This is a genomic window from Synechococcus sp. H60.1 (genome assembly GCF_047462335.1).
Taxonomy (GTDB): Bacteria; Cyanobacteriota; Cyanobacteriia; order Thermostichales; family Thermostichaceae; genus Thermostichus.
In genome coordinates, this window is record NZ_JANSJA010000113.1 from 44,844 (window position 1) to 62,818 (window position 17,975).

The 17,975-nt window shown below is 60.5% G+C and carries 14 protein-coding genes; 3 read left to right on the forward strand and 11 right to left on the reverse strand.

What is annotated here, in order from left to right:
- Positions 1-36: 36 nt before the first annotated feature.
- The 6 genes from NW852_RS06260 to pflB all read right to left on the reverse strand — a co-directional run bounded on the left by NW852_RS06260 (position 37) and on the right by pflB (position 9,815).
- Entirely contained in the window at positions 37-2,781 is a 2,745-nt protein-coding gene (locus tag NW852_RS06260) for a GNAT family N-acetyltransferase (RefSeq protein WP_414426559.1), read from the reverse strand.
- 55 nt (positions 2,782-2,836) lie between these two features.
- The gene (gene adhE, locus NW852_RS06265; protein ID WP_414426560.1) at positions 2,837-5,467 is read right to left on the reverse strand and encodes a bifunctional acetaldehyde-CoA/alcohol dehydrogenase; all 2,631 of its coding nucleotides are present in this window, start codon (positions 5,465-5,467) and stop codon (positions 2,837-2,839) included.
- Between the two features lie 93 nt (positions 5,468-5,560).
- Positions 5,561-5,971, reverse strand: coding sequence for an OsmC family protein (locus tag NW852_RS06270; RefSeq protein ID WP_414372263.1), 411 nt, complete (start codon positions 5,969-5,971; stop codon positions 5,561-5,563).
- Between the two features lie 188 nt (positions 5,972-6,159).
- Positions 6,160-6,912: a pyruvate formate-lyase-activating protein gene (gene pflA / locus NW852_RS06275; protein ID WP_414426561.1), complete on the reverse strand. Its 753-nt coding sequence runs from the start codon at positions 6,910-6,912 to the stop codon at positions 6,160-6,162.
- 143 nt (positions 6,913-7,055) lie between these two features.
- Positions 7,056-7,433, reverse strand: a complete 378-nt coding sequence (locus tag NW852_RS06280) for a pentapeptide repeat-containing protein (protein ID WP_414372267.1) — start codon at positions 7,431-7,433, stop codon at positions 7,056-7,058.
- A gap of 75 nt (positions 7,434-7,508) precedes the next feature.
- Positions 7,509-9,815, reverse strand: coding sequence for a formate C-acetyltransferase (gene pflB / locus NW852_RS06285; protein WP_414426562.1), 2,307 nt, complete (start codon positions 9,813-9,815; stop codon positions 7,509-7,511).
- A gap of 397 nt (positions 9,816-10,212) precedes the next feature.
- On the opposite strand from pflB, the gene NW852_RS06290 reads away from it, so the two are divergent.
- Positions 10,213-11,265 (forward strand): VOC family protein, encoded by a 1,053-nt coding sequence (locus tag NW852_RS06290; protein ID WP_414386101.1) that lies wholly within the window; start codon positions 10,213-10,215, stop codon positions 11,263-11,265.
- 75 nt (positions 11,266-11,340) lie between these two features.
- On the opposite strand, the gene NW852_RS06295 is transcribed toward NW852_RS06290, so the two are convergent.
- Both NW852_RS06295 and NW852_RS06300 read right to left on the reverse strand, forming a co-directional pair.
- Positions 11,341-11,706 carry a response regulator gene (locus tag NW852_RS06295; protein ID WP_414372269.1) on the reverse strand — a complete coding sequence of 122 codons (366 nt, stop codon included), beginning with the start codon at positions 11,704-11,706 and terminating at the stop codon, positions 11,341-11,343.
- A 330-nt stretch (positions 11,707-12,036) separates the two neighbouring features.
- Positions 12,037-12,969: an NAD(P)H-dependent glycerol-3-phosphate dehydrogenase gene (locus NW852_RS06300; RefSeq protein WP_414363949.1), complete on the reverse strand. Its 933-nt coding sequence runs from the start codon at positions 12,967-12,969 to the stop codon at positions 12,037-12,039.
- A 136-nt stretch (positions 12,970-13,105) separates the two neighbouring features.
- On the opposite strand from NW852_RS06300, the gene NW852_RS06305 reads away from it, so the two are divergent.
- Both NW852_RS06305 and gcvH read left to right on the forward strand, forming a co-directional pair.
- Positions 13,106-14,011 (forward strand): alpha/beta fold hydrolase, encoded by a 906-nt coding sequence (locus NW852_RS06305; RefSeq protein WP_414363950.1) that lies wholly within the window; start codon positions 13,106-13,108, stop codon positions 14,009-14,011.
- Between the two features lie 96 nt (positions 14,012-14,107).
- A complete protein-coding gene (gcvH, locus tag NW852_RS06310) occupies positions 14,108-14,497 on the forward strand; it encodes a glycine cleavage system protein GcvH (RefSeq protein WP_414363951.1) in 390 nt (129 codons plus the stop codon).
- A gap of 3 nt (positions 14,498-14,500) precedes the next feature.
- On the opposite strand, the gene NW852_RS06315 is transcribed toward gcvH, so the two are convergent.
- The 3 genes from NW852_RS06315 to NW852_RS06325 all read right to left on the reverse strand — a co-directional run bounded on the left by NW852_RS06315 (position 14,501) and on the right by NW852_RS06325 (position 17,889).
- Positions 14,501-15,397: a diguanylate cyclase gene (locus NW852_RS06315; RefSeq protein ID WP_414372271.1), complete on the reverse strand. Its 897-nt coding sequence runs from the start codon at positions 15,395-15,397 to the stop codon at positions 14,501-14,503.
- Between the two features lie 129 nt (positions 15,398-15,526).
- Entirely contained in the window at positions 15,527-16,474 is a 948-nt protein-coding gene (locus NW852_RS06320) for a UDP-glucuronic acid decarboxylase family protein (RefSeq protein WP_414372273.1), read from the reverse strand.
- The gene (locus NW852_RS06325; RefSeq protein WP_414426563.1) at positions 16,471-17,889 is read right to left on the reverse strand and encodes a UDP-glucose dehydrogenase family protein; all 1,419 of its coding nucleotides are present in this window, start codon (positions 17,887-17,889) and stop codon (positions 16,471-16,473) included. Before NW852_RS06325 ends, NW852_RS06320 begins: the two co-directional genes overlap by 4 nt.
- Positions 17,890-17,975 lie beyond the last annotated feature (86 nt).

The following is a 17,975-nucleotide window of genomic DNA, read 5'->3' on the forward strand; positions in this document are numbered from 1 at the left end:
AGCCGGTCGGCAAACCGTTTTTAGGGCCAGGGATCCCTAGGCAGGGCAGGGGGTGGGGAGCGCCGCATCGGCAGCAAGATCCAGCGTGGCCCTGAGGAGGCCGGGATCCTCTGAAGAGGGGAGCAACTGGAACCCCAAGCGCCTGCAGAGGCGGCGCATGCCCTCGTTTTCGCTGAGCACCTCGCCGGTGAGGCGCCGGATCCCTTCGCAGCGGGCCACCTGAATCAGGCGGGTCAGCAGCTCCGTGCCGATCCCCTGTCTTTGGTAGGGATCCGCCACCAACAGGGCAAACTCGGCTTCTTCGGGAAGGCCGTGTTTTTTGGAGAGGCGGCTGATGCCGAGGATTGTAGCTTCTGGCTCCTGTTTTTCCGCCACCAGGGCGATCTCGCGGTCGTAGTCGTTAAAGCAGATGCGAACCAAGCGCTCGTGGGCGATGCGGGCGCTGTATTTGATGGGGTGGAAGTAGCGCAGGTAGATGCTGTAGTCGGAGACGTGGCGGTGAAACTGGATCACCAGCAGCTCGTCTTCGGGACGGATGGGGCGGATGGTGATGCCCTCGCGGAAGGGCCAACTGTACTGGCTGGGGTAGGGGCGGATGGCCAACGGTACGGGGGGTTCTTGCTCCGAGCGCAAAATGACGCGGGCATCCAAAGCCAGCAGTTGCTCGCCCGAGGCCAGCAGGGGGTTGATGTCGATCTCTTGGATCTGCCGCTGTTCGGCCACCAGTTGGCTGAAGCGCACCAAAAGCTGTTCCAGCGCTTCCAGATTGACGGCTCGGCGCCCCCGCACCCCCTTGAGGGCCTTGTAGATGAGGGTATTCTCCATCAGGCGGCGCGCCAAGGTGGTGTTGAGGGGGGGAAGGCCAATGGCGCGATCCTGGAACACCTCCACCAGTTGGCCGCCGCTGCCAAACAGCAACACCGGCCCAAACTGGGGATCCTCGCTGCTGCCCAGGATCAGCTCGTAGCCGTCGGTGCGGATCATCGGCTGCACCGTCACCCCTTGGAAGTGCTCTGGCCCTGCTTTCTCGCTGACGTTGCGGAGAATCTGGGCGAAGGCCCGCCGCACCGCTTCGGCATCGGGCAGGTTGAGCTGGACGCCGCCCACGTCACTCTTGTGGGTGAGGGTATGGGAGTAGAGCTTCAGCACCACCGGGTAGCCCATTTCTGCGGCGGCCTCTACCGCTGCTTCCGGGCTATTGGCCACCCGCGTGGGCACCACCGGGATCCCGTAGGCGGCCAGGATCTCCTTGGACTCAACCTCGGTTAAGAGCCGGCGACCTTGCTGCCGGGCTTGGCCGAGAATTTGTTGCACCCTCTCGCGCCCGACCGCTGTTGCAGGGAGCAGAGTGGGAGTTTCGTAGAGGGCCTTGAGGTTGTCGCTAAAGCGCCACAGATAGCTGAACACCCGTGCCGCCTGATCCGGATAGCGGTAGGTGGGGATCCCCGCTTGGTTAAGGATCTGCTCGCCGGCATCCACCAAGTCTCCCCCCATCCAACTGGCCAGGATGGGCTGCCAGGAGCCGCTGCGCCGCCAGGTCTCCACCACCTTGGCAGCAGTGGCGGTGGGATCCGTCATCGCCTGGGGGGTGAGGATCACCAAACAGCCCTGGCTGGCGGGATCCCGCAGCACGATCTCCAGCGCCTGGGCAAAGCGCTCCGGCCCGGCATCGCCCAAAATATCAATGGGATTGCCGTGGCTCCAGTGGGGCGGCAGGATGGAGTTAAGCTGCTCCAGGGTTTGGGGAGAGAGCTGGGCCAGGGATCCCCCAGCGCGGATGAGGGCGTCGGTGGCCAGCACCCCCGGTCCGCCGGCATTGGTGAGGATGCTGAGGTGGGGGCCCTGCGGGCGGGGCTGTTTGGCCAGCACCTCCGCCATGTCGAAGAGATCTTCAATGTGATCCACCCGCAGCACACCGCAGCGGCGGAAGGCTGCATCCAAAACCGCGTCGCTGCCGGTGAGGGATCCCGTGTGGGAAGCTGCCGCCTGGGCCGCCGCCTGGGTACGCCCCGCCTTGATGACAATAATGGGCTTGCTCAGCGCCACCTCGCGGGCCGCCGACACAAACGACCGCGCATCCCCAATCGACTCCATGTAGAGGACAATGCTGTGGGTGTGGGGATCCTCGCCCAGATAGTCGATGAGATCCCCCCAGCCCACATCCAGCATGGATCCCAGAGAGATGAAGGCGCTAAAGCCGACATTTTCCCGCAGGCTCCAGTCCAGGATCGAGGTGCAGAGGGCCCCGCTTTGGCTGATAAACCCCACGTTGCCGGGTCGGGCCATCTGGGCAGCAAAGGTGGCATTGAGGCCGGTGTGGGGATTTTGGATCCCCAGGCAGTTGGGACCAATGAGGCGCAGCTTGCCGCGGGCAGCCTCTTGGATGGCCTTTTCCAGCTCCAGCCCCTCCGGGCCAATTTCCTTAAAGCCTGCCGAGAGGACAATGGCCCCCTTGACGCCGGCCTCGACGCATTCTTGAATAACCGCCGGCACCCCGGCTGCCGGGATGGCGATGATGGCCAGATCCACCGGCTCCGGCAGAGCAGAGAGCCGCTCGTAGGCCCGGATGCCCAACACCTGGTGCCGCTTGGGGTTGACCGGGTAGACCGTGCCGCCAAAGGGGTGGCTGATGAGGTTCCAGAGCACCGTGCGCCCCACACTGCCCTCGCGCTCTGTTGCCCCCACCACCGCCACCGAGCGGGGCAGAAAAATGGGATCTAAGGGGTGGGATCTGGCCTTCCAGATGTCCAGGCTGGGATCGGGGCGGTGCAGCGTAGCCATAGCCGTTGCAAGGAGGGAAGGGAGAAGTACGTTTTGGCGGGGAGGAAGGCCGACCTTAAACCAGAGCCGGCTCCGGCTGGTGGTAGAGGGCAGCCTCCACCCGGCAGCCCCGATAGGCCAAGACGTACAGCTCCTTCATATCCTGAATGAGGGGGTAGCGGGGGTTGGCGCCGGTGCATTGGTCATCAAAAGCCTGCTCCGCCATCGCTTCCAGACGGTCGTAAAAGGCCTGCTCGCTCTCGCTGAGGGCCTCGCGAATGCTGGCCGGGATCCCTAGCTTCCGCTTCAGCTCCTCGATGGCCTCAATGAGGCGCATGACCTTTTCATCATCATTGGCTCCCCCCAACTGCAGGTAATCGGCAATTTCGGCATAGCGGTGCTTGGCGTTGGGGTAGCGGTACTGGGGAAAGATGGCCTGCTTGAAGGGGGCGTCGGTGGCGTTGTAGCGGATGACGTGGGTAATCATCAGGGCATTGGCCAGGCCGTGGGGCAGGTGGAAGGTGGATCCCAGCTTGTGGGCCAAAGAGTGGCACACCCCCAAAAAGGCGTTGGCAAAGGCCATGCCCGCAAGGGTGGCGGCGTAGTGGACTTTTTCCCGCGCTTCTGGATCCTCAGCTCCCTTCTCGTAGGCCCGCGGCAGGTAGGTCATCAGCAGCTTAATTGCCTGCAGCGCCAGCCCGTCGGTAAACTCGCTGGCCATCACCGAGACATAGGCTTCCAAGGCGTGGGTGAGGGCATCGATGCCGCCGTAAGCCGTCAGCTTCTTGGGCATCTTCAGGGTGAGATCCGGATCGACAATGGCCATGCTGGGGGTGAGAGCGTAGTCGGCCAGGGGGTACTTGATCCCCACCCGGTCATCGGTCACCACCGCAAAGGGCGTTACCTCGGATCCCGTCCCGGAAGTGGTGGGGATGCAGACCAGTTGGGCTTTTTGCCCCAGCGGCGGCAGCTCGTAGACCCGCTTGCGGATGTCCATAAAGCGCGTTGCCAGGCCTTCAAACTCCACCTGGGGCTGCTCGTACATCAGCCACATCACCTTGGCCGCATCCATCGGGGATCCGCCACCCACGGCGATGATGACATCCGGCTGAAACTGGCGCAACTGCTCCAAGCCGCGGTTGACGTTGCTGAGGGTGGGATCCGGCTCCACATCGTGGTAGACATCCCAGTTCACGTGCAGCTCGTCCAAAACCTGGGTAACCGGCTGCAGCACACCCAGCTCGAAGAGGGGCTTATCGGTCACCAAAAAAGCCCGTTTTTTGCCGGCCAACTCCCGCAGCGCCACCGGTAGACATCCCGGCTTGAAGTAGATCTTGGGCGGCACCCGGAACCAGAGCATATTTTCCCGCCGGTAGGCCACGGTTTTAATGTTGAGCAGGTGGCGCGGCCCCACATTGTCGGAGACCGAGTTGCCCCCCCACGTGCCACAGCCCAAAGTTAACGAGGGATCCAGCCTAAAGTTGTAGAGATCCCCAATCGCCCCCTGGGAAGAGGGGGTGTTGATCAGCACCCGTGCTGTTTGGAGGGCATGCTCAAAGTAGGCAATATCGTCCTGGTTGGCGGGATCGGTATACAAGACAGAGGTGTGGCCCCGCCCACCGAAATTGACCAGTTGGACAGCAACCTCGACGGCGCTGTGGAAATCCTTGGCGCGGTAGAAGGCCAAAACAGGGGCCAATTTTTCGTAGGAAAACGGCTCTTCGGGCCCCACCTTGTCCACTTCCCCAATCAGCAGCTTGGTGCCTTCGGGTACCTGGATCCCGGCCAGAGCAGCGATGGTCTGCACCGATTGGCCAACAATAGCCGGATTGAGACGGCCATCCTTGAGGAGGATGCGGCGCACCGCTTGCGTTTGTTCCGGATCCAAAAAGTAGGCCCCTCGATGGCAAAACTCCGCCTTCACCTGCTCATAAACGGCCTCCACCACAATCACCGCCTGTTCCGAGGCGCAGATCATGCCGTTGTCAAAAGTTTTGCTGAGCAAGATTGAACTGACGGCCATGGGAATGTCGGCACTGGTGTCGATGACCGCCGGCGTGTTGCCCGCCCCCACGCCCAGCGAGGGGTGGCCGGAGGAATAGGCCGCCTTGACCATGCCGGGGCCGCCGGTGGCCAGGATCAATTTCACCTCCGGATGCTGCATCAAAGCCTGAGAAAGCTCAATCGTGGGCTCGTCAATCCAGCCAATCAAGCCCACAGGCGCGCCTGCCGCCTCAGCCGCCTCTTTGACCACCTTGGCCGCGGCAATGGTGCATCGTTTGGCGCGGGGGTGAGGCGCAAAAATGATGGCGTTGCGGGTTTTCAGAGTGATGAGGGCTTTGAAAATAGTCGTCGAAGTGGGATTGGTGACCGGCACAATGCCTGCCAAAAGCCCCACCGGCTCGGCAATGCGCTCGTAGCCAAAGCTCTCGTCCCGCTCAATGACGCCACAGGTTTTCTCGTGTTTGTACTTGTTGTAAATGTATTCAGAGGCAAAGTGATTTTTGATCACCTTGTCTTCCACAATACCCATGCCGGTCTCCTCTACGGCCAGCTTGGCCAAGGGGATCCGCTCGTTGTTGGCCGCCAGGGCAGCTTTGTGAAAGATTCGATCCACCTGCTCCTGGGTGAAGGTGGCATACTCAGCCTGGGCAGCTTTCACCTGTTGGATTAAAGCTTCCAGTTCCTCGAGATTGGTAACAGGCATAGGTGGATCCCTCCAAAATCACATCCATACGGGTTAAGAGTTGAGGCAAGAGTAACAGTTAGAGCTACAAGACTCCCTGGGCTCCCTGGCTGGCTAAGCGCCCACAGGTGCGGGAACCTGGATCTCGGTGGTCATTTTTGGGGGATGGGTGAGGGTGTTGTGGATGATGCAAGCGTCGACAGCTTTTTCTAGGCCCTTTTGCTGCCTTTCGTCGAGGGAGATCCCCGTCTGAACGCGAATGCAAATGTTGTCTAAGCGGCTGGGGTGCTCAACTTTATCTGCAGTAACAACCACTTCCAGCCCCCGAGGATCCAACTGCCGCGCTTCCAGATACTTGACGGCATAAAAGCCAACACAGGCACCCAAAGAGGCCAAAAACCACTCCGGTGGCGTCATTCCCTGATCTTGGCCGTGGTTGTCCAAGGGCTGATCGCTGAGAATGCGATGGCCGCGGCTTTCGGCTTGAAATTGAACGCCATTTTGGTAGGTTACGCGCACTTCCACTGGGGATCCCTCCTCTATTTTTCCATCTGCCAGAGTTGGCCAGCTCCTAGCCTATAAGTTCAACCTAGCGCTACTTTAGGGGCAGCCTAAGAATTTTAGAGATGACTTTGGGATCAAGCTGATGCAAATGGGGATTGGCTCTGTTTTTGTTACTGTTGCTACGGCAATAAACTAAGTCTTAGCAGCCATTAAACCGCCACCAATCCCCGCTCGCGAAAGATCTGCAAAGCGTGGTTGATCTGTTCCGGCGTGGGCGGCTGGACATCGCTGAGGGTGTAGGGCAGTCCCAACTGCTGCCATTTGTATTCCCCCATCTTGTGAAAGGGCAAAACCTCCACCCGCTCCACGTTGGATAGAGTGGCCACAAACTCAGCCAAGCCCTTGATGTTTTCCTCAGGATCTGTTAGTCCAGGAACGAGAACAAAACGAATCCAGGTGGGCTTGTGAATCTGATCCAAATAGCGAGCCAGATCGAGAGTGGGCTGCAGCGAAACGCCGGTAACTTTGCGATAGAGCTCCGGCAGATAGGACTTGATATCGAGCAACACCAAATCCGTATGGGCCAAAACCGGCTTGGCCACTCCCAAGGGCGCGTAGCCGGAAGTGTCCAGCGCCGTGTGCAAGTCCAGCTCGTGGCAGCGGCGGAAAATCTCGGCCACAAAGTTGGGTTGCATTAACGGTTCCCCCCCGCTGGCCGTGACTCCCCCACCCTTGAAGTAGTAATTGCGGCAGCGCTGGATCTCCGCCATGAGGGAGTCCACCGTCACCACCTGGCCGGCATTGGGATCCCGACAGTCGGGATTGTGGCAGTACAGACAGCGCAGAGGACAGCCCTGTAGGAAGATGACAAAGCGGATCCCTGGCCCATCCACCGTGCCACAGGTCTCGACCGAGTGAATGCGGCCGGTTATCGGCGTCAAGGGGTTGAGCGGGGTATCCATACTTCTATCCTCAATGGCTTTTGCAAAATATCAACTAATCTTGAGGTTTTCTTCCCAATTGCTGGCCATGTTGTGCACATCACGGTTTGGACTTTACCCAGACTGTGTTTTTCTTAACGGTTGAAAACCAATGGAAAGACCTCCTACTGGGAGACCTCCGCCGAGAGGTTGTGCAGGCGATGGGCTTTGGGATCAAAGCCCGCCGGGAAATGGGTATAGGCATCGCAATCGGCGTGATCCAGCAAAGCCCCCTCCAAGAGGGCACCGCGGAAATTGCTGCCAAAAAGCAGACATCCCCGCAGGTCGGCTTTGGATAGGTTGGCGCCGCTCAAATCGGCAAAGCTGAGATCGCACCCCCGCAGGTTGGCGCCTGCCAGGTTGGCGCCGCTGAAATCGGCATAGCGCAGGTCGGCACCGGCTAGGTGGATCCCTTGTAGGTCGGCCTGGGGCAGCTCGATCTCCTGGAAATCTCGCCGTCCCGCCGCATAGTCTCTAACCAAATCCCCAACGCTATAGCTCATTGAACCTCCTTGCTTGGGGAGGGGGGATCCTCCACCCGGCTAGGGGCAGCCTTCCGGGATCCCCCGCCCCCTCGTTTAGAAGTGTTGATGGAAGGTGCGGTTAATCACATCCAGTTGCTGCTCGCGGGTAAGCTTGATGAAGTTCACTGCGTAGCCGGAAACCCGGATGGTGAGCTGCGGGTAGAGCTCTGGGTGCTCCATGGCCTGCAGCAAGGTCTCGCGGTTGAGGACATTCACGTTGAGGTGAAAGCCGCCATCCCGCATGTAGCCGTCCAGCAGCCCCACCAGGTTGGCAACCCGCTCCTCGGCCGTGCGCCCTAGGGCCGCCGGCACGATGGAGAAGGTGTTGGAGATGCCATCCAGCGCGTCGTCGTAGGGCAGCTTGGCCACGGAGGCCAGCGACGCCACCGCTCCCTTGGTGTCGCGGCCATGCATGGGGTTGGCCCCCGGCGCAAAGGGCTCGCCAGCCCGCCGCCCATCGGGGGTGTTGCCGGTTTTCTTGCCGTAGACCACGTTGGAGGTGATGGTGAGAATGGACTGGGTGGGAATGGCGTTGCGGTAGGTTTTGTGCTTGCGCAGCTCCGCCATGAAGGTCTGCACCAATTGCACCGCAATCTGGTCAACCCGGTCGTCGTTGTTGCCATATTTGGGGAAGTCGCCCTCCACCGCGTAGTCCACCACCAGGCCGCGCTCGTCCCGAATTGCCCGCACCCGCGCGTACTTGATGGCCGAGAGGGAATCCGCCACCACCGATAGGCCAGCCAGGCCAAAGGCCATCGTGCGCACAATGTCGCGGTCGTGCAGGGCCATCTCCAGGCGCTCGTAGCAGTACTTGTCGTGCATGTAGTGGATGATGTTCATGGTGTTGACGTAGGTCTTGGCCAGCCAGGCCATCATCTGCACCAGGCGCGGCCACACCTCGTCGTACTCCAACACCTCAGAGGTGATGGGGGCGTAGGCCGGGGCCACCTGCTCACCGGAGATCTCATCCCGACCGCCATTGATGGCATAGAGTAGGCACTTGGCCAGGTTTACCCGCGCCCCAAAAAACTGCATCTGCTTGCCAATGCGCATGGCCGATACGCAGCAGGCGATGCCGTAGTCATCCCCCCAGTAGGGGCGCATCAGGTCGTCGTTTTCGTACTGGATGGAGCTGGTTTCGATGGAGACCTTGGCGCAGTAGCGCTTGAAGGCTTCCGGCAGCCGCTCCGACCAGAGCACCGTTAGGTTGGGCTCCGGCGCCGGCCCAAGGTTGTAGAGGGTGTGCAGCATGCGGAAGCTGGTCTTGGTGACCAGAGGTCGCCCATCCAGCCCCATGCCGCCAATGCACTCAGTTACCCAGGTGGGATCGCCGCTGAAGAGCTCGTTGTACTCTGGCGTGCGCAAAAACCTGACCATGCGCAGCTTCATGACAAAGTGGTCGATGAGCTCCTGGGCCTCTTCTTCGGTGAGGATCCCGGCCTGCAGATCCCGCTCGATGTAGATGTCTAGGAACGTGGAGACCCGCCCCAGGGACATGGCGGCGCCGTTTTGCTCTTTGACCGCTGCCAGGTAGGCTAGGTACAGCCACTGGATGGCCTCGCGGGCGTTGGCTGCCGGACGGCCCAGGTCAAAGCCGTAGCTGGCCCCCATTTCCTTGAGCTCGTGCAGGGCTTTGATCTGCTCTGAGAGCTCCTCCCGCAGGCGGATGGTCTCTTCATCCATCGTGTCCAGGTCGAGGCTGGCTTTTTGCGCCTCCTTGTCTTCAATCAGCCGATCCACCCCGTAGAGAGGTACCCGCCGGTAATCACCGATGATGCGGCCCCGCCCATAGGCGTCCGGCAAGCCGGTGATGATGCCAGAGCGGCGGCAGCGGCGCATCTCCTCCGTGTAGGCGTCGAAGACCCCGTCATTGTGGGTCTTGCGGTATTTGGTAAAGATCTCCTTAACCTTTGGATCCAGCTCGTAGCCGTAGGCCTTGAGGGCCGTCTCTACCAGGCGGATGCCGCCAAAGGGCAGGATGGCCCGCTTCAGGGGCTTGTCTGTCTGCAGACCTACAATTTGCTCCAGCTCCCGGTCGATATAGCCCGGCGGGTGGCTGGTGATGCTGGAAGGAAGGTCGGTGTCGGCATCCAAAACCCCCCGCTCCCGCTCCAGCGCCATCAAATCCTTAACCTTGGCCCACAGCCGTTGGGTGCGCTCGGTGGCCGGCGCCAAAAAGCTTTCATCCCCGGTGTAGGGAGTGTAATTGCGCTGAATAAAATCTCGGACATCGATGCAGCGCTGCCACCGTCCCGGCAGAAAATCTCTCGCAACTGCTTGATCAGATACTTTGCGTTCTGTATTTTTTTCGGCCTTCGATTCTGTAGACAAAGCTACAGAACGCTGCGCGCTCGCTATCATAACAATCCTCCCAACTATGACGCCTGACAACTCCGCCAATAGGCTGACAATAGGGCAAGGCGGCGCCCCAGCAACTGCCAAAAGCTACAACAATCTTTGCAAAAGAGAGGGCCTGGTGACTGACTTGAGGGAGAGCTTTTAGCAACTCTGCTGTTTCTTTTTTTGGATGTTGGCCATACACCTCGCCCACTTCAATTTTAGTCCTTTGCCCTGCGAAGATGTTTTTGTGGGCGCATTTTTAAGCGTGTTTTTAATGTTGTCTTAAGGGTTTGCTGGAAAGGGTTTTGACCTTTTCCCTCGCCAAAGGGCCAGCCTATGCTGGGTTAGGGCGGCCCCGGTTACCTGTTGCCGGGAAAACACCAGAACACCTGGCGTTCGCGTTAGCCGTGCGCTTTCTATGAACCAGTCCATTCGAATTGTCCAAGGGATCCATCACCTGCACTTCTACCTTTGGGATCTGCCCCGTTGGCGGGAACACTTTTGTCGGGTTTGGGGCTTCCGACTGGAAAGCGAGGCCGGCAACACCCTGGATCTGCGGCAGGGATCCCTGCGCGTGCGCCTGTCTCAGCCGGCACGGGCGGGGGACGAGGTGGATCGCTATTTGCAGCAGCATTCGCCGGGGGTGGTGGACGTGGCTTTGGCGGTGGGGGAGCAGGAGCTACCGGCCTTGGCGGAGCTGTTGCGGGGGCGAGGCGCCCCAGTGGAATGGATCCCGGCAGCAGCGGCGCTCTGCCTCCACACCCCCTACGGGATCCGGCATTCTCTCGTCCCCGGCCCCTCCAACGTCACCCCTGCGGAAGCAGGCCTGTTCTCCCATTGGGATCACGTGGTGTTGAACGTGGAGCAGGGATCCCTGCAGGCGGCAGCCGACTGGTATGGCCAGGTGCTGGGCTGGCGGCATCTGTACCGTTACAGCATCCACACCGACACCTCTGGCCTGGAAAGCGTGGTGGTAGGGGATCCAGAAGCCGGGATCCAATGGGCCATCAACGAACCCACCTGCGCCGCTTCTCAGATTCAGGAGTTTTTGGATGCCCATGGTGGCCCGGGCATTCAGCACGCGGCGCTGCACAGCCCGGATATCGTTGCCAGCCTGCGGCGGTTGCGGCAGGGGGGAGTGGACTTTTTGCAGGTGCCGCCGCAGTACTACACCAGCCTGGAAAGGGAGTTGGGGTTGGCGCTCCGTTCCGCCCTTGGACAGGCCATCTCCTGGCAAGACCTGGTGGAGCAGCAGATCCTTCTGGATGCCACCCTGCCCGCCTCTGATGGCCAGGATCGTCCCCTTCTGCTGCAAACATTTACCCAACCTCTATTTGGCCGGCCCACCTTTTTCTTCGAAGTGATCCAGCGAGTGGGCGGAGCCGCGGGCTTTGGCGAAGCCAATTTTCAAGCCCTGTTCGAGGCCCTGGAGCGGCAACAGCGGCAGCGACAACAGGCGTTGATCCCCTAGCTACAGCCGGCAGGGATCCGGAAAACTTTTCTCGGTTCCCTGGAAGTCTTATCCCAGGGGTAAATGGCTAAAAGTTTAGAGCAGTTGGGCAGCGATTGCTTTCAACAGGTGGTTTTGGTCGATGGGCTTGGTTAGATAGGCATTAGAGCCGAGCCGCAGCCCTTCTTCCATGTCTTCTCGGCTGGTTTTCGAGGAGAGAAAGACAAAGGGGATGTGGGCAGTGAACTGATCCCATCTCACGGCATCGAGCACCCCGTAGCCGTTTAGCTTGGGCATGACCACATCGCACAACACCAAATCCGGCAGGAGGGCGCGCACCATCTGTAATCCTTCCTCCCCGTTGCTAGCCGCAACAGTGTCGTACCCAGCTCGTTGCAACACCTTCTGCAAATAGGTGCGGATAGCGGGTTCGTCTTCAATCACCAAGATGCGTTTGGACATGTGGCTTCGCAAACAAGCAAACAAGAGACCCCCCAACCCCTGGGGCTGGCTGTCGGCTTCCCGGAACAATCGAGAGCCGAGTTGATGCGGGAACGAACAGGGAAGCTATGGAGGCAGCATAGAAAAACTCTGAGGAAAAAAACTCCGCCAAATAGCTCATTCTGGTACCCCAACCCTCTGCAAAAATCCTGATGCGCTGCAGAACCCCTTTCCTCATCCGCGGATTTGCGGCTATGGTCATTTCAAATAGCTTCAAATAGCAATGAAACGTTTCTCTACCTACGTCTAGCCCCCCCTCTCCCTCAGGGAGAGGAGCGGGGGGTGAGGGTCTTATTCCGAGGTGAGTTGTCGCTCCATCAGCCTGGCTAGGGCAGCAGGGGGGGTGGTCTGCCCTTGCAACAACAGATGCACCTCCTGGGTGATAGGCACCCGGATGTTATGCTGGGCGGCAATCTTGACCACGACGGGGGCGGTGTAAACCCCTTCGGCAGTGCCCTCGATTTCGGCCAGAACCCGGGACAAAGGCCTGCCTTGACCCAAGCCGTAGCCTACGCGGTAGTTGCGGCTCAAAGGACTGTGACAGGTGGCCAGCAGATCCCCTAGCCCTGAGAGGCCGTTGAAGGTCTCAGGCCGCGCCCCCAAGTGGGATCCCACCCGGATCATCTCTGCCAGGCCGCGGGTGACCAGGGCAGCCCGAGCATTGGTGCCCAGTTGCAGTGCATCGCACACCCCCACGGCGATGGCGATAACATTTTTCAGGATGCCCCCCAGCTCCACCCCCAAGGGATCGCTGCTGGTGTAGAGGCGAAAGCGTTCCGAAGCCAGGGCATGCTGTACCTGCATAGCTGCCCAGGACTGCCGGCTGGCCACCACCGCCGCTGCCGGCAAGCCCTGACGGATTTCCGCCGCAAGGTTGGGCCCCGAAAGCACCACCAGAGGCTGCTCTGGGAAAGTGGCCCCCCAAATTTGGGCAGGGGTCAGAAGCTGCAGCGGATCCAGCCCTTTGGTGGCCGAGACCACAATCGCTTGGGGAGGGATCCCCACCTGGCGCACCGCTTCCACCACAGGGCGCACCCCCGCCATGGAGACTGCCGAGATAAGGATTTGGGATCCCTGGAGCACCTCTTTGAGATCCAGATCCTTGCGCCGATCCCAAAGCTGCACTCGGTGCCCCTGGGCCTGGGCCAGTAGAGCCAGCGTACTTCCCCAGGCTCCCGCCCCTAGAATGGCGATCTTCTGGGGGGATGTTGTGTTAGTTTTCATCCGACCTTTGCAGCCGCCGCTTCTCTCCCAGGATGCCTTTTACAGACGCCTCCGGAAAACTCCCCGCTAGCAAGAGAGCGACAAAGGTTAGTATGGGTGGATACCAAATCATGGGTTCGGCCTGAGAGCAGACGACATGACAGAAGCAGGGATCCGACGCCTTCCCTCTGAAGTAGCCGCTAAGATGGGGAGCTGGCAGCACGGCTATGCCCTGACCAATGGTATTCAACTGCACTACGTCACCCAGGGGGAAGGGGAGCTGGCGATCTTGTTGCATGGTTTCCCGGAGTTTTGGTATTCCTGGCGGCACCAGATCCCAGTGTTGGCGCAGCGGTTTCGCGTCGTAGCCCCCGATCTACGCGGCTACAATGACTCTGATAAGCCGGATCACGGCTACGACCTAGATACCCTCACGGCGGACGTCCGCGGCCTCCTGGATCACTTTGGGGCTAAGAGGGCGGTAGTGGTGGCCCACGACTGGGGAGGAGCCATTGCCTGGCACTGGGCGCAATTTTTCCCCGACGAGATCCGCAAGCTGGCCGTTCTCAATTCCCCTCACCCGGCTTGCTTTCGGCGGGAGTTCTTGACCAACCTAGATCAGATGCGCCGCAGTTGGTACCTGTTCTTTTTTCAGTTGCCTTGGCTGCCGGAGTGGGTGCTCCAGTGGAACTTGGGCGATTGGGTGCAGCGCATCTTCCAAGAAACCTCGGTGCGCAAGAGTGCCTTCACCCGACATGACCTGAAGATCTACCAAGAGGCTCTCGCCAAACCCAAGGTGCTCACCTCTGCCCTTAACTACTACCGCCACTTGTTTAGCCTGCCCACTCTGCAGAACCTGTTTTTACAGCCTCTGCGGCAGATCCTCGCCCCCACCCTACTCATTTGGGGAGAGGAAGACTTTGCCCTCAGCCGCGAGCTGACCGAGGGAATGGATCCCTTTTTCCCCAACGGCATTCGCAAAGAATACATCCCCGAGTGCGGCCACTGGGCACAGCAGGAGGCGCCGCAAACCGTGAATCGGCTGCTGATGGAGTTCCTCTAGTTAGGTGTCAAGCCTAGGGGATCCCCTTGGGAGAGCTTTACCAGCTTCAGGGGTTCACCCTAGAATAATCCACTGAATTCTAGCGGGGGAAACGGCATGGCCCTGGAGTATCCACCCCATCTGCGCTATGTGGACACCCACGAGTACATCCGCGTTGAGGATGACCTTGCGGTGATTGGGATCACGGCTTATGCCGTCGATCAGCTTGGCGACATCGTTTTCGTCGGCCTGCCGGAGGAAGGAACAGAGATTGAAAAGGGCGAGAGCTTTGGTTCGGTGGAATCCGTTAAGGCCGTGGAGGATCTCTATGCCCCTGTTTCGGGGGAAGTGGTGGCGGTGAACAAAGCAGTGGTGGACAGCCCGGAGAGCATTGCCGACGATCCCTATGGGGATGGCTGGCTGATCAAGGTGCGCATGACCAACCCGGAGGATCTCGACGACACGATGAGCGCCGAGGCCTATGCCAGCTTGGTGGAGGGATCCTGAACCCTACAGCAACACCTCCCGGTTGCCCCCCTGCGTTTTGGCCTGGTAGAGGGCCTGGTCGGCTGCATCTAGGAAGCTGGGTGCAGAGGTTTCTGCTGGAAGCCGGAGCAAAGAGGCGACACCAATGCTACAGGTGAGGTGAATTCCCCCCTGCAGGGGAAGGGATTCGATGGCCTGCTGTAGGCGCCTGGCCAACTGCAGGATCTGAGAGTCCGGGATCCCGCGCACCAAGAGGGCAAATTCATCGCCCCCTAGGCGGGCCAGCAAGTCCTCGCCGCGAACTTGAGCCTGCAGTTGTTGGGCCACCTGGATCAGGGCTTGATCCCCGGCCAAGTGCCCCCAGCGATCGTTGATGAGCTTGAAGTTGTCTAGATCCAGGTAGAGCAAGTGGAGGGGAAGGCGATGGCGCAGGGCAAAGGGGATTTCCCGCTCGAGGTGTTCTAGGAAAAAACGACGGTTATGGAGGCCGGTGAGTGGGTCGTAGAGGGCAGCGGCGGCCATCTGGGAAAAGAAAGCCTCCTCCAGCCGGTCATAGTAGGCAAACTGTAGGAGGCTATTGCCCACCTGGATGCGATCCCTATCCGCCAGAACCCGGCAAGTTACCCGTTCCCCGTTGACATAGGTGCCGTTGAGGCTGCCTAGATCCGTGACGAGATAGCTTTCCCCTTCCTTCCCCAGCTGGCAGTGCTGCCGAGAGATGGTGTAGTCAGAAAGCTGAACGTCGGCTTGGGGGCTGCGCCCCACTACTACTGTCTCCCCTAGGCGGAAAGTCCTGCCCCTGTCAGATCCCTGGAGCACCGTCAAAAAAGCGCCCACCGGTTCCCTCTCTGCTTCCAGCCCGCAGCTTTCTAAGGGCATGAGGGTGGTCGGTTCTTCCAGAGAGAGAGGAGAAGTGTCCATGGCCCTAGGGATCCCCTGCTTAGGCTAACATCCCTTCTCCGTATTTGTATCGTAGTATATAACAACCTTGAGGCCCTCTACTCACCTCTAGAAGTGGCCAGTGGCCTGGGAACTCCAGGGGGCATTCTCCTACGCCAGCCCCAGGCGGCGGCGGAAGTAGGGGATGGTTAGCTCCAAGCCGACGGACAAAGGGATCTGCGGCTCCCAGCCCAGCAGGGCGCGGGCTTTGCTGATGTCGGGCCGGCGCTGCTTGGGATCGTCGGTTGGCAGGGGGCGGTGGACAATGGGAGAAGAGCTGCCAGTGAGGGCCAAGACCTGCTGGGCCAACTCTAGGATGGTGAACTCCTGCGGGTTGCCCAGGTTTAAGGGGCCGGGGTGGGCGCTGTTCATTAGGCGCACCAAGCCCTCGATGAGGTCAGCGATGTAGCAGAAGCTGCGGGTCTGGGATCCATCTCCATAGACGGTGAGGGGATCCCCGCGCAGGGCCTGGACGATGAAGTTGCTGACCACGCGGCCATCGTCTTCCCGCATGGCCGGGCCATAGGTGTTGAAGATGCGGGCAACGCGGACCTCCGTCTGGTGTTGCCGCTGCCAATCAAAAGTTAGGGTCTCGGCCAGGCGCTTGGACTCGTCGTAGCAGGCCCGCGGGCCGATGGGGTTGACATGGCCCCAGTAGTCCTCCGGCTGGGGGTGCACCTGGGGATCCCCGTACACCTCCGAGGTGGAAGCCAGGAGGAAGCGGGCCCCGGTTTTTTGAGCCAGCTCCAGCAGGTGGTAGGTGCCCCAGACACTGGTGCGGATGGTGCGGATGGGATCCGCCTGGTAGTGGGGCGGCGAGGCGGGGCAGGCCAGGTGGTAGATTTGCTCGATCCCAGCTTTTTCCAGCTCCGGCGGCAGCGGCTCGGCCACATCGTGCCACAGCAAGGTAAAGGCGGGGTTGTCGCGGTGGGCCTGCACGTTCTCCTCCCGCCCCGTGTAGCCGTTGTCGAGGCAGATAACTGCGTGGCCCTCCTGCAGAAGGCGGCTGACCAGATGGGAGCCAATAAATCCCAGACCACCCGTTACCAGAATCTTCACCAGCCCACTCCAATTAAGGTGATGCCCGCCTGTTGAACGGCCTGCCGATCTAAGCAATTGCGGCCATCAATCAGCAAAGGCCGCCGCATCAGCTCGGCAAGGCGCCGGTAATCCAGCGACAAAAACTCCGGCCACTCCGTCACCAGCACCAGGGCATCGCAATCCTGGGCCAGGCGGAATACATCCGTTTCCACCATCACGTGGGCCAGGCCCTCCCGCATCCCCGAAGCCGAGACAATGGGATCATACGCCTTCACCTTGGCTCCCAGGCGGTGGAGCTGCTCGATCAACGTCAGAGAGGGCGCATCCCGCAGGTCATCGGTGTGGGGCTTAAAGGTGAGGCCCAAAAGGCCAATGGTTTTGCCCTTAAGCACCTTGAGGGCCTGCTGCAGCTTTTCCACCAGGCGCTGCCGCTGCTCGCGGTTGACCTCGACAGTAGCCCGCAATAGCTTGGCCTCATAGCCGTAGTCAGCAGCTGTTTGAATGAGAGCTGACAGATCCTTGGGGAAGCAGCTCCCTCCCCAGCCTATACCGGCGTTGAGGAAGGCGCGGCCAATGCGCTTATCGAGGCCGATCCCTTCGGCCACTTGGGTGATGTCGGCGCCGGTGCGCTCGCAGATGTTGGCGATCTCGTTGATGAAGCTAATCTTGGTGGCCAAGAAGGCGTTGGCGGCATATTTGATCATCTCGGCGGAGGCCAGGTCGGTGACCAGCAAGGGCACGGGATCCCCGCCCAAGCCCTGTTGGCGGCTGAGGATGGGCTCGTAAAGCTGCCGCAGGATCTCGATGGCGCGGGGGCTGTTGGAGCCAATCACGATGCGATCCGGGTAGAAGGTATCCTGGATGGCGCTGCCCTCTCGCAAAAACTCGGGGTTGCTGACCACGTCGAAGGGCGGCACACAGGGAGACTTGTCCAGGGTGGCCAGGGAGGAGGGGGTGGGATCCCCTCCAGCCAGGGCCATCTGTTGGCTGCTTAGACGTTGCTGGACAGCCTCGGCGGCGCCGTCGAGGATGAGCATACGCACCCAGTCGCCGGAACCGATGGGGACGGTAGACTTGTTGACAATAACCCGGTAGCGGTCGTCCAGGTGCTGGCCGATCTCCCGCGCCACGGCCTCCACGTAGCGCAGATCCGGCTCGCCGCTGGGCAAAGCTGGGGTGCCCACGGCAATAAAAATGACCTCGCTGGCTTTCACCGCCAGGCCCAGGTCGGTGGTAAAGTGCAGCCGGCCGGCCTCGGTGCCTCCCCGCACCAGCTCTTCCAGCCCAGGCTCGTAGATGGGCAGGTGGCCCCGCTGCAAGTTTTCGATTTTGACGGGGTTGTTGTCTACACAGATAACGCTATGGCCCAGGTGAGCCAGACAGGCGCCGGTTACCAACCCCACATAGCCAGCTCCCACAACCGCCACGTCCATAGCCCGCTTCCCCCTCGCGTCGATGCTTGGTTCTAAAATACCCCGCCGACCGGGATCCCCTATCCTCAAGGGGAGGAAAGACAGCC

Excerpts from the sequence above, each read along its gene's own strand:
- NW852_RS06280 (WP_414372267.1), bottom strand. The coding sequence starts at position 7,433 with ATGAGCTATAGCGTTGGGGATTTGGTTAGAGACTATGCGGCGGGACGG.
- NW852_RS06315 (WP_414372271.1), bottom strand. The coding sequence starts at position 15,397 with ATGGACACTTCTCCTCTCTCTCTGGAAGAACCGACCACCCTCATGCCC.
- adhE (WP_414426560.1), bottom strand. The coding sequence starts at position 5,467 with ATGCCTGTTACCAATCTCGAGGAACTGGAAGCTTTAATCCAACAGGTG.
- NW852_RS06295 (WP_414372269.1), bottom strand. The coding sequence starts at position 11,706 with ATGTCCAAACGCATCTTGGTGATTGAAGACGAACCCGCTATCCGCACC.
- NW852_RS06325 (WP_414426563.1), bottom strand. The coding sequence starts at position 17,889 with ATGGACGTGGCGGTTGTGGGAGCTGGCTATGTGGGGTTGGTAACCGGC.
- NW852_RS06305 (WP_414363950.1), top strand. The coding sequence starts at position 13,106 with ATGACAGAAGCAGGGATCCGACGCCTTCCCTCTGAAGTAGCCGCTAAG.
- NW852_RS06260 (WP_414426559.1), bottom strand. The coding sequence starts at position 2,781 with ATGGCTACGCTGCACCGCCCCGATCCCAGCCTGGACATCTGGAAGGCC.
- NW852_RS06300 (WP_414363949.1), bottom strand. The coding sequence starts at position 12,969 with ATGAAAACTAACACAACATCCCCCCAGAAGATCGCCATTCTAGGGGCG.
- gcvH (WP_414363951.1), top strand. The coding sequence starts at position 14,108 with ATGGCCCTGGAGTATCCACCCCATCTGCGCTATGTGGACACCCACGAG.
- pflB (WP_414426562.1), bottom strand. The coding sequence starts at position 9,815 with ATGATAGCGAGCGCGCAGCGTTCTGTAGCTTTGTCTACAGAATCGAAG.
- NW852_RS06290 (WP_414386101.1), top strand. The coding sequence starts at position 10,213 with ATGAACCAGTCCATTCGAATTGTCCAAGGGATCCATCACCTGCACTTC.
- pflA (WP_414426561.1), bottom strand. The coding sequence starts at position 6,912 with ATGGATACCCCGCTCAACCCCTTGACGCCGATAACCGGCCGCATTCAC.